This is a genomic window from Phyllobacterium sp. P5_D12 (assembly GCF_054049495.1).
Genome location: NZ_JBFUMG010000104.1, coordinates 1 through 11,237, shown reverse-complemented (window position 1 = coordinate 11,237; position 11,237 = coordinate 1). Strand labels below are relative to the sequence as shown.

Sequence of the window (11,237 nt, the reverse complement as noted above, 5' to 3'; positions counted from 1 at the left end):
GCGCATCTCTGAGAGAAAATTGGTGTCCAGAATGAACATCAAGAAAAATCAACAGGCTTGAAATGTATTTCCAGCTTTGGAAACTCGTAATCGAAATCTCCGTCATCACCTTGCTGGGCCAAGGCATCCGCAAGACTTTTGCCTGTTCCTGTCAGCTTTCTGTATTCTTCAATACTCAAGAGAACGTGCGCAGGCCGGCCCCGATCCGTAATGAAAACAGGCCCATCGTTCGCCGCTTTTTTGGCCTCGCTGGCATGCTGATTGAACTCTCTACTGGAGATTGTGGTAATACCCATGAAGCCTCCTTTTGGTTGTAGATATGTTACTACATTCTCCTATCGCCTTCAACCTTTCAAATTGTGTCGTGCCTTCGAAATTCTGTCGTGTTGACCTGATACACGACCGGCCCATAGATTGTCGCAGACGCTTAAGTGAGACTGGAAGCCCATCATGTTCAAGACCGTTGCCACCAAGCCATTCGACGACCAGAAGCCCGGAACATCGGGCCTGCGCAAGAAAGTCCCGGAGTTTCAGCAGGAAAACTACGTCGAGAACTTCATCCAGTCGGTGTTCGATTCGCTTGAAGGCTTCAAGGGCAAGACATTGGTGATCGGCGGCGACGGCCGCTACTACAATCGCGAAGTCGTGCAGATCGCCGTCAAGATGGCGGCCGCCAATGGCTTCGGGCGCGTTCTTGTCGGCAAGGGCGGCATCCTGTCGACGCCGGCAGCCTCCAATGTCATCCGCAAATACAAGGCGTTCGGCGGGCTCGTCCTGTCGGCCAGTCATAATCCGGGCGGTCCTACCGAGGATTTCGGTATCAAGTACAATATCGGCAATGGCGGACCTGCTCCCGAAAAGATCACCGAGGCGATCTTCGCCCGCTCCAAGACGATCACGCAATATGTGATCGCCGATGCGCCGGATATCGATATCGATACGATCGGCACGCAGAAGATCGGCGATATGGATATCGAGATCATCGACCCCGTCGCCGATTATGCCGAACTGATGGAACAGCTATTCGACTTCGATGCGATCCGCGCCTTGATCAAGTCGGGCTTTACCCTGCGCTTCGATTCCATGCATGCGGTCACGGGCCCCTACGGCAAGGAAATCCTCGAGCATCGCCTCGGCGCACCGGACGGCACCTGCATCAATTTCGTGCCACTCGAAGATTTCGGCGGGCATCATCCCGACCCCAACCTCGTCTATGCCAAAGACCTCTACGATCTCCTGATGTCACCAAATGGTCCTGATTTCGGCGCGGCCTCCGATGGCGATGGCGACCGCAACCTCATCATCGGCAAAGGCATCTTCATCACCCCGTCCGATTCGCTCGCCATGCTTGCGGCCAATGCGCATCTCGCGCCCGGCTACAAGGCCGGCCTCAAGGGCATCGCCCGTTCGATGCCGACCAGCGGCGCAGCGGACCGTGTGGCGGAAAAGCTGAAGATCGGCATGTATGAAACCCCGACCGGCTGGAAATTCTTCGGCAACCTGCTCGATGCGGATATGGCGACGATCTGCGGCGAGGAGAGCTCCGGCACCGGCTCCAATCATGTGCGCGAGAAGGATGGCCTCTGGGCAGTGCTGCTCTGGCTCAACATCCTTGCCGTGCGCAAGGTCAGTGTCAAAGACATCGCGCACGAGCATTGGGCAACCTACGGCCGCAATTATTATTCGCGCCACGATTATGAAGGCGTCGATACGGCCGGCGCCAACAAATTGATGGACGATCTGCGGGCCAAGCTGCCAACGCTACCCGGCACCTCGGTCCAGGGCCTCAAGATCACGCATGCCGATGACTTCGCCTATCATGATCCAGTCGACAAATCGGTGAGCAAGAACCAGGGCATCCGCGTCCTGTTCGAAGGCGGCTCGCGCGTCGTCTTCCGCCTGTCGGGCACCGGCACGTCCGGCGCGACGATCCGCGTCTATATCGAGCGCTACGAACCCGATCCGAAGCGCCACGATCTCGAAACGCAGGGCGCGCTCGCCGATCTCATCCGCGCCGCGCACGACCTTGCCGATATCGAGGGCCATACGGGACGTGATGAGCCAAGCGTGATTACGTGATGCGTTCCGACCCGGTGGTTCCCGCCTAACCCTCGCTGATTTGCAGGGAACTGGACTAGGCTACGAAGGCGCGGCATTCTTGGCCCCATGATAGGTTTCGCTATCCGGCTTTGCGCCTTGGATCAAGAGACGCACAGAACGGATATGGCGAGAATCTATGCATTTTTTAAAAAGATTAAACTTTAGGCGAATTGTCGGTTCCAGCCGAATTTGAAAGTGTTGGTGCATTTCTAATCAGGAATTTGCACCTATGAATTACAAGTATCTATTGCTCATTTCCGCGCTCGCGCTCGCAGCGTGCAATGGGTCCAATTCCTCGACCGATGGCACGAGTACATTCGACGCCGACGCGTCAAAAAACGAGGCGTTGGCCAATGCCAAGGCGATCACCGACAAGGCAAATGCCGAGGCGGCTGCAACCCGGGCCAATGCGCAAGCAAGCGCGACCGTAATCATCGACGATGCGAAGAAGGCGAGCGAGGCAGACAAGTCTGCCGCCCAGCTTGCGCTTGACGAGGAGATCGCATCCGCAAGGCAACAGAAATTGAAGGCTTTGGATATCGAATTGACCTCTCAAAAGAGCAAGCGCATCGCCGACATCGAAGGTGAGTTGACGGGTCTCAAAGAGAGCAGGACAGCCAAGCTAGGACAGGAGATCGAGGCATTGCGGCCCGGCAAGCTCGAAGCGCTGGACGGGGAAATTGCCGCACTCAAGCTAAAGCGCCTTGGCGAGCTTGAAGTGGATCTGACGACGGAGACCGATGGACGGCGCGCCGAAAAGGTCACAGCCCTCGACAACGAGATTGCAGGGCTCCGGCTCAAACGGACAGGGGAGCTCGAAAATGAAATCACCACCTTGCGTGGGGAAAAAACCGGGGATGTCGATACGAAGATTGCAGCGCTGAGGATCGACAAGGCTGAGGCGCTTGACGGGGAAAACGCTGCGCTCAGGCTAAAGCGCACAGGCGAACTTGAAGCCGAGCTCGCCAAGGAAATCGACGTGCAACGCGCCAGAAAAACTGGCGATCTCGATAAGGAAATGGCAGCGCTGAAGGAGACGGGGACCAAGACGATCGAGAACGATCTTGCCGAATTGAAGATCGCGAAGACCGCAGTCATCAACGATGAGATTGCGGCATTGCGGACAACGAAGCTCGACGATCTCGATAAGGAATTGGCAGCATTGAAGGCCCAAAAGGGTGCGGCGCTCGACGATGAAATGGCGGCGCTGAAGTTGAGTGAGACGAAGAAGATCACAGAGGAGCTGGCGCTGCTCAAGGCGGCCGGGCTTGCCCGTGAGGGCAACAGTGCCGCCGCGGCCGATGTGCTGAAACAGGCGGGCGTGAGTGGGGAGCTTGGCACCATTCTGGCGGAAGGCGGCTTCGAGGATGCGGCATTCGACGTTCTGGCGCCGCAGGACAACGAGCTGAAAGACCCGAACATTTATAACACAGGCATTTCGGGCTCGATCCAGCCTGCTTCGGTCATTGAAACCGCATCGGCAATGCGCCACAGCATGAAAATCGATAGCCAGACCGTCAAATTCACGGCAAGAGCGGGCCATTTGATCGCCAAAGGCGATGACGACACGCGTGCTGCCATATTCTATACCGCCTATACGCGCGATGGCTTGCCCCATGACAAGCGCCCCGTCACCTTTTTCTGGAATGGCGGTCCGGGTAGCCCCTCCATCTGGCTGCATTTCGGATCATGGGGTCCGAAGCGCCTCAAATCCGATGCTCCCAACATTCCTGAAAAGTACTATACGAATCAGCCAACCAGCTTTCCTCTTGAAGAGAACGCCGTTACGCTCCTCGACAAGACCGATCTGGTTTTTGTCGATCCGCCCGGCACCGGCCTGTCGACGGCGATTGCGCCAAGCACGAACCAGACCTTCTGGGGCGTCGATGTTGACACGAAAGTGGTTGCCGGGTTCGTCGCCGCCTACACCAATCGCTACAACCGGCAGAGCTCACCCAAATATCTCTATGGGGAGTCCTATGGCGGCATTCGCACGCCGATCGTTGCCGATATCCTGTTGAAGGCCGGCACCGGCGCTTATGACCCGGACATTTCCGGCAAGCCTACCAAAGTTCTGAACGGCATCATCCTCAACTCGCCGATACTCGATTATTTGCAGAATTGCGACCATAACTCAGACCGTCCTGTAAAGATTGCTTCTGCCACCTGCGCCAGCTTTTTGCCCTCCTATGCCATGACCGCGAATTTCTTCAATTTGCCGCAGGCGCATAACATCACATCCAGGGAGGCTTATCTGCGATCGATGACCGACTTTACTGTCAACAGCTATATGCCAATCCTGGCAAAATACCCGGGCCGACCAACAAGTACCGAATTCCCCACCCCTTGGGTTAAATTCAGTATAGGAGCGGAAGGAAAGAGCCTTTTTAACGAGCTCTACGCCAAGACCGGCATTTCCAGCGGCTACTGGAAGGATCATCTTAGTCTGCTTCCCAGCGAATTCACGAAGCAACTTATTCCGGGTAGAATGCTGGGCCGCTACGATGCGCGTATGGCATTGCCCAACTCGAGCAAATATAGCGCGGACAAGTATATCGACATTGCCTACGAGAATGAAATGAAGACCCACCTCCCCGATTTCGTCAATTATAAAACCTCATCAACCTATGCGATAAGGTCGGACGAAGCGATCGGCAACTGGGCATGGTCGCACAGGGGTTCTGCGGGCATTGCCAGCCCTGCCAGCACTGCCGATCTGATGGAAGCGCTCGCCTATAACCCCTCGCTTAAATTGCTTGTCCTGCATGGCTATGAGGATGTTGCCACGCCCGGGTTTCGAACCGAACTCGATCTGAAAGCCCTTGTCTACCGGGCCGGAGCCAAGGGTGTGCCGGCCCTGACAATGCTCGACCGTACGCCGGTCAAATGGTTCGAGGGCGGGCATATGACCTATAATACCGAAGAATCGCGGCAGCCACTCAAGGCCGCGCTCAATCAATATTACGACGACCCTGGTTATAGCATCCCTGTACCTGCAACCGTATCGAATTGAGGAACCTCCGATGAAACAGTTCACAAAATTCATGCTGGCCAGCGCAGTGGTTTTGTCCTGCCTGTCCCAGGCCAATGCCGCCGAAGAGCTCGGCGCACCTCCACCCGAACCGGCCGGGGCGGTTCTGAGGCCCATCACAGATGACGGCATCCGCCATGAGCTTGATCAGCGGCTGATCGATGACTTCACTGCAGCAGCCGGCTCCTCGCCTTATTTGACGTCCGAGCAGGCCAGGGCGGCAGGTTGGGGCTTCATTGCCGATCATTTTGCCGCAATCGACAGGAAGCAGCGCGGCTACGTTACGATCAACGAGGTGCAGACGTTCATGGATGCCCGCACGCCCGGCGAGCCAGCGTCCGCAAGGGCGAGAGCAAATGCGGCCAAATCGACAATTCAGAAGATCGAATAACGCTTAAGCCGCAGACCTGCGCCGGCCCCAGCATATCTTTGGGTGCCGGATGGGTTTGCGGAGGCGGATTGTGCCTGCCTCTGCAAGACTTACTCGAACACAATCGCCGGGGCGGCGCGTCCTCCCTTGGCGGATGCCAGCTGGTCCCAGACTTGTGCCGCGATCTCGCGATAGGCTTGTGCCTGCGGACCATCGGGATTGCTGACAACTATAGGCGTTCCCGCATCGGACGTCTCGCGGATTTCCATCACCAGCGGTACCTCGCCGAGGAATGGCACGCCAAGGCGTTCCGCCTCCTTGCGTGCGCCGCCATGGCCGAAGATGTCGTAGCGTGTGCCGGTGTCGGGGGCGATGAAATAGCTCATGTTCTCGACAATGCCGAGCAGCGGCACGTCGACCTTCTTGAACATGTTCAGACCCTTGCGTGCGTCAATCAGCGCGAGGTCCTGCGGTGTCGAGACGATGACCGCGCCGGCCAGCGGCACCTGCTGCGCCATGGTCAATTGCGCATCGCCGGTTCCGGGCGGCATATCAACGACAAGCACGTCGAGATCGCCCCACTGCACTTCGCGCAGCATCTGCGTCAGCGCCGACATGACCATCGGCCCGCGCCAGATCATCGGCGTTTCCTCATCGACGAGGAAGCCGATCGACATCACTTTGAGGCCATACCCTTCCATGGGCTTCAGGACGCGGCCGGACACAACCTCCGGCCTGCCATGCAGACCAAGCAGCCGCGGCATGGAGGGCCCATAAATATCGGCATCGAGGATGCCGACGCTGTGGCCATTGGCCTTGAGCCCCAGCGCAAGATTGACCGCCGTCGTCGACTTGCCGACACCGCCCTTGCCGGAGGCGACAGCGATGATCGCGCCGACACCGGGAACGCCGGATTTGACCGGCGCGCCGTGGCTGTGTGCATGCGCCTGTTGCGCGGGTGCACCCTGGGCTGCCGCGCCACTCTGGGCCACGACACGCGGTGGCGGAACCGCCCCTGCCGGCGCAGGACGTTGTGCCGGGCGCGCTGGGGGTATTGGACGGGGCGGCGCATCATCGCTTGTCGGCCCACCTTTTTTCTCGGCGGTCAGCGCGACGATAGCGCCGTTTACCCCCGGCATGGCCTTGACGACACGCTCGGCGGCGGCGCGCAAAGGTTCGAGTTCCTGCGCTCGCGCGGCCGGCACGGTTATCGAGAAGAACACCTTGTTGTCGGCGATGAAAATATCCGAAACCAGCCCGAGCTCGACAATGTTGCTGTTGAAGTCCGGCCCGGTCACCGTCTTCAATTGCTGGAGCACCTGCTCCTGGGTCACGCCTGCCATTACAATTCCATCCCTGTCATTCCTTCCAACTCAAATAGTGCAGTTGGAGCGAATCGCCAATGGTCATTATCCGCGCAAGTCAGAGCTTGGAGAGGATCGACACCAGCCGCGCCTTGTAGACCTCGAATATGGCGTCACGGTCGCGGTGGCGGCCTTCATGCACCACATGCCGTCCGGCTGACCAGACATCGCTGACTGCGTAGCGGTCGCCCGCGAATATCCAACCGTCGAGCAGCCGGTCGCCGTTCAGCCCCAGCAGCGCAGGGTTTTCAGTATCCAGCGCGATCATGTCGGCCCATTTGCCGGGCGCTAGACTGCCCGCGTCCCGGCCAAGAGCCTGCGAACCGCCGGCGAGCGCCGTATCGTAGAGCGTGCGGCCACAGGATTTGCCGTCGACTGACAGCGTAACCCGGGACACGTCACGCAGACGCTGGCTGTATTCGAGCTGACGCAGCTCCTCCGAGGGTGAAATGCGGATGTTGGAGTCGGATCCCGTGCCAAAGCGCCCGCCTTCGCCGAGATAATTCACCCCATCGAATATGCCATCGCCGAGATTGGCTTCGGTGATAGGACATAGACCGACAACCGCGCCACTCTGTGCGACCCGCTGCGTTTCTTGCGGCGTCATGTGCGTCGAGTGGATCAGGCACCAGCGCTCACCGACCGGCAGATGATCGAGCAGCCATGTCATCGAGCGCTGACCGTAGGTGGCCTGCACTTCCTCGATTTCCGGGATCTGCTCGGCAATATGAATGTGGAACGGCATGCCGCGAAAATGCTGTTCCAGCGCCTTCAGCTCGCGTTCGTTGACGGCTCGGATCGAATGCGGCGCGACGCCGAAACCCGCATCGGCGCTAACAGCTTTGGCCGCTCCTTGCGCCTGCCCGGCCAGTTTGGCGTAGCGGTCGAAATCATTGCCGAAGCGCAGTTGCCCGCCGGCCAGTGCCCGTCCGTCTACGCCGCCTTGCATATAGGCGACCGGCAACAGCGTCAGGCCGATGCCGGTAGCGGTCGCCGCAGCCGCGATCCGTTCAGACAACTCTGCCAGGTTCGCATAGGGCTGCCCGCCCGGCTGGTGGTGTACATAGTGAAATTCCGCAACGCTGGAATAGCCGGACTCCAGCATCTCGACGAAGGCGAAGGCGGCAATCGCCTCGATGTCCTCAGGGTCCAGAATGTCGAGGAACCGGTACATGATCTCGCGCCACGTCCAGAAGCTGTCGCGCCCCGCAGGGCTGCGTGCTTCGGAAAGCCCGGCCATCGCCCGCTGGAATGTGTGGCTGTGGAGGTTTGCCTGCGCCGGCAGCAATATATCAACCGCAAGGGCGTTGGGCAAAATCGGACTGCCGGGCAGTACGGAACCAATGCGTCCTGCACTGTCGATCTCGATTAGAACATTGTTCTCCCAGCCATTTGGCGTGAGCGCTGTCCGGGCGAACACCGATTTTCTAGCCCCAGTCATTTCTTTCCTCCCGCCGGATTGACACGTTATGTATATACATATTAACCTTGCGGGCAAGACCAAAAAGGGAGCGGGCTGCGGCCGATGAGGAAAATTCTGTCCGGATTGAGGATCGCCACGCTGGAGAACACCAGCGCGCCGTATGGCCTCATTGAAGATGGCGCGATCGGCATCGATGGCGAGCGGATTGCCTGGGTCGGACAGACGATCCCTTCCGACTGGAACGATGTCGAGCGCGAGAATTTTGGCGGCAGGCTGGCGACCCCCGCCCTCATCGATTGCCACACCCATCTGGTCTTTGGCGGCAACCGCGCCCGCGAGTTCGAGATGCGGCTCGACGGCGCAACCTATGAAGATATCGCGCGGGCCGGTGGCGGCATTATCTCCTCGGTCAAATCGACCAATGCCCTAAACGAAGAGGTGCTCGTTGCGCAAAGCCTGCCGCGGCTCGATACCTTGCTTGCCGAAGGCGTCTCCACTGTCGAGATCAAATCCGGCTACGGACTGAACATTGACGCGGAGCTGAAGATGCTGCGCGTCGCACGCCGCCTCGCCATAATGCGCCCCGTGCGCATCCGCACAAGCTACCTTGCTGCCCATGCGACACCACCGGAGTATAAGGGCCGGCCCGATGACTATATTTCCGAGGTCGTCCTGCCCGGTCTCGATGCCGCACATGCGGAAGGGCTCGTCGATGCGGTGGATGGGTTCTGCGAGGGTATCGCCTTCTCTCCGGCGCAGATTGCCCGCGTGTTCGACAAGGCGAAAGCACTCGGCTTGCCGGTCAAGCTCCACGCCGAACAACTCTCCAACCTTGGCGGGGCCAAGCTTGCAGCGTCGTATGGCGCCTTGTCCGCCGACCATCTCGAATACCTCGATGAGGAAGGCGCCAGCGCCATGGCGGCTGCCGGAACAGTCGCGGTGCTTCTTCCGGGCGCGTTCTATGCCCTGCGCGAAGAACGCGCGCCGCCCGTCAATATCTTGCGCGATGCCCGCGTGCGCATCGCCGTCGCCACCGATTGCAATCCCGGCACATCGCCGCTCACTTCGCTGCTCCTGACAATGAATATGGCATGCACGTTTTTCCGGCTTACCGTCGAAGAAGCGCTTGCAGGCGCCACGCGTGAAGCCGCGCGCGCCCTTGGTTTGCATGAGGAAATCGGCACCATTGCGCCGGGCAAGCGCGCCGAGATCGCCATCTGGAACGCAGAGCAACCTGCGGAACTTTGCTATCGCATCGGCTTCAACCCGCTCCACCAGCTCGTTTTGAAAGCATAGTCAACGATGACAATAATTCTGCATCCCGGCGCCGTGCCGCTTGCCACTCTCGAAACGATCTACTGGCATGGCACGCCGGCAAAGCTCGATGCGTCCTTCCACGCGGGGATCGAATCGGCTGCGAAACGAATTGCCGAGATTGCCGCCGGGAATGCGCCGGTCTATGGCATCAATACCGGCTTCGGCAAACTTGCTTCGATCCGGATCGATGCTGCGGATGTCGGAACGCTGCAGCGCAATCTGATCCTGTCCCATTGCTGCGGCGTGGGGAACGCGCTGCCGGAAAATATTGTACGCCTCATCATGTCGCTGAAGCTGATCTCGCTCGGTCGCGGCGCTTCCGGTGTGCGGCCGGAACTCATCAGCCTGATCGAAGCCATGCTGGAAAAAGGCGTGATCCCGGTCATTCCGGAGAAGGGCTCCGTCGGCGCTTCCGGTGATCTTGCGCCCCTCGCCCACATGGCCGCGGCCATGATCGGTGAAGGCGACGTCACGTTCGAGGCGAGACAGATGCCGGCGGCCGAGGGCCTTGCCCAGGCGGGCCTCAAGCCGGTCGTGCTCGCGGCCAAGGAAGGTCTGGCGCTCATCAATGGCACGCAAGTTTCGACTGCTCTCGCGCTTGCGGGGTTGTTTCGCGCCCACCGCGCCGGACAGTCGGCGCTGATCACCGGTGCGCTTTCCACGGACGCCGCCATGGGTTCGTCGGCGCCATTCCATCCGGATATCCATGCTCTGCGCGGTCATCGCGGCCAGATCGATACGGGCACGGCGTTAAGGCGGCTGCTCGAAAACTCGCCCATTCGCGAGAGCCACATCGAGGGCGACGAGCGTGTGCAGGATCCCTATTGCATCCGCTGCCAGCCGCAGGTGGATGGCGCCTGTCTCGACCTGTTGCGCATGGCGGCGCGGACCCTCGAAATCGAGGCCAACGCCGTTACCGACAATCCGCTGGTGCTCAGCGATGGCTCCGTCGTCTCGGGCGGCAACTTCCATGCGGAGCCGGTCGCCTTCGCCGCCGACCAGATCGCGCTCGCCATTTGTGAAATCGGCGCGATCGCCCAGCGCCGCATCGCCCTTCTGGTCGATCCGGCCCTGAGCTACGGCCTGCCCGCGTTCCTTGCCAGGAAGCCCGGCCTCAACTCCGGCCTGATGATTGCGGAGGTCACATCCGCCGCGCTGATGTCGGAAAACAAACAGATGTCGCATCCGGCGTCGGTGGATTCGACGCCGACCTCGGCCAATCAGGAAGATCACGTATCGATGGCCTGCCATGGCGCGCGCCGCCTGTTGCAGATGACGGACAATCTGTTCTCGATCATCGGCATCGAGGCGCTGACAGCCGCACAAGGGATCGACCTGCGCGAACCCCTGCAGACCARCCCGGAACTCACCCGCGCGCATGGCGTTATTCGGGTCGCAGTACCAACACTCGATGAGGACCGCTACATGGCACCAGACTTGAAGGCCGTTTCCGATCTCGTTGCTTCGGGCGCGCTCAACGCCGCGATTTCTCCTGATATTCTGCCGGTTCTGAGTGTTGAAGGGTATCGGTAATGCATAACATTCCCGCACCCTTTTTTACTTTATCTGACGCAAAGGTTGCCGTCCTTACCCTCCCCCTTGTGGGGAGGGACGGAGCGAAGCGACGGGGAG

Annotated in this window: 8 protein-coding genes; 5 read left to right on the top strand and 3 right to left on the bottom strand. The window is 59.5% G+C overall.

Annotation, left to right across the window (positions count from 1 at the left end; all coding sequences use genetic code 11):
* Positions 1 to 38: 38 nt before the first annotated feature.
* Positions 39 to 296: a type II toxin-antitoxin system Phd/YefM family antitoxin gene (locus tag ACXJ5O_RS09655; protein WP_112525477.1), complete on the bottom strand. Its 258-nt coding sequence runs from the start codon at positions 294 to 296 to the stop codon at positions 39 to 41.
* A gap of 151 nt (positions 297 to 447) precedes the next feature.
* On the opposite strand from ACXJ5O_RS09655, the gene ACXJ5O_RS09650 reads away from it, so the two are divergent.
* From ACXJ5O_RS09650 to ACXJ5O_RS09640, 3 genes are all read left to right on the top strand, one after another.
* Positions 448 to 2,079, top strand: coding sequence for an alpha-D-glucose phosphate-specific phosphoglucomutase (locus ACXJ5O_RS09650; RefSeq protein WP_457299695.1), 1,632 nt, complete (start codon positions 448 to 450; stop codon positions 2,077 to 2,079).
* A 250-nt stretch (positions 2,080 to 2,329) separates the two neighbouring features.
* Positions 2,330 to 5,113, top strand: coding sequence for a S10 family serine carboxypeptidase-like protein (locus ACXJ5O_RS09645; protein WP_457299694.1), 2,784 nt, complete (start codon positions 2,330 to 2,332; stop codon positions 5,111 to 5,113).
* A gap of 10 nt (positions 5,114 to 5,123) precedes the next feature.
* The gene (locus ACXJ5O_RS09640) at positions 5,124 to 5,522 is read left to right on the top strand and encodes a hypothetical protein (protein WP_457299693.1); all 399 of its coding nucleotides are present in this window, start codon (positions 5,124 to 5,126) and stop codon (positions 5,520 to 5,522) included.
* 89 nt (positions 5,523 to 5,611) lie between these two features.
* Here the strand turns inward: ACXJ5O_RS09640 and ACXJ5O_RS09635 are convergent, their stop codons facing one another.
* Both ACXJ5O_RS09635 and ACXJ5O_RS09630 read right to left on the bottom strand, forming a co-directional pair.
* Positions 5,612 to 6,844 carry an Mrp/NBP35 family ATP-binding protein gene (locus tag ACXJ5O_RS09635; protein WP_457299692.1) on the bottom strand — a complete coding sequence of 411 codons (1,233 nt, stop codon included), beginning with the start codon at positions 6,842 to 6,844 and terminating at the stop codon, positions 5,612 to 5,614.
* 79 nt (positions 6,845 to 6,923) lie between these two features.
* Complete coding sequence (locus tag ACXJ5O_RS09630) at positions 6,924 to 8,306, bottom strand: formimidoylglutamate deiminase (RefSeq protein ID WP_457299691.1); 1,383 nt, start codon at positions 8,304 to 8,306, stop codon at positions 6,924 to 6,926.
* 84 nt (positions 8,307 to 8,390) lie between these two features.
* Here ACXJ5O_RS09630 and hutI point away from each other — a divergent pair, with 84 nt between their 5' ends.
* Together hutI and hutH are read left to right on the top strand one after the other, a co-directional pair.
* A complete protein-coding gene (gene hutI / locus ACXJ5O_RS09625; protein ID WP_457299690.1) occupies positions 8,391 to 9,584 on the top strand; it encodes an imidazolonepropionase in 1,194 nt (397 codons plus the stop codon).
* A gap of 6 nt (positions 9,585 to 9,590) precedes the next feature.
* Positions 9,591 to 11,138, top strand: a complete 1,548-nt coding sequence (gene hutH, locus ACXJ5O_RS09620) for a histidine ammonia-lyase (RefSeq protein WP_457299689.1) — start codon at positions 9,591 to 9,593, stop codon at positions 11,136 to 11,138.
* Positions 11,139 to 11,237: the final 99 nt, after the last annotated feature.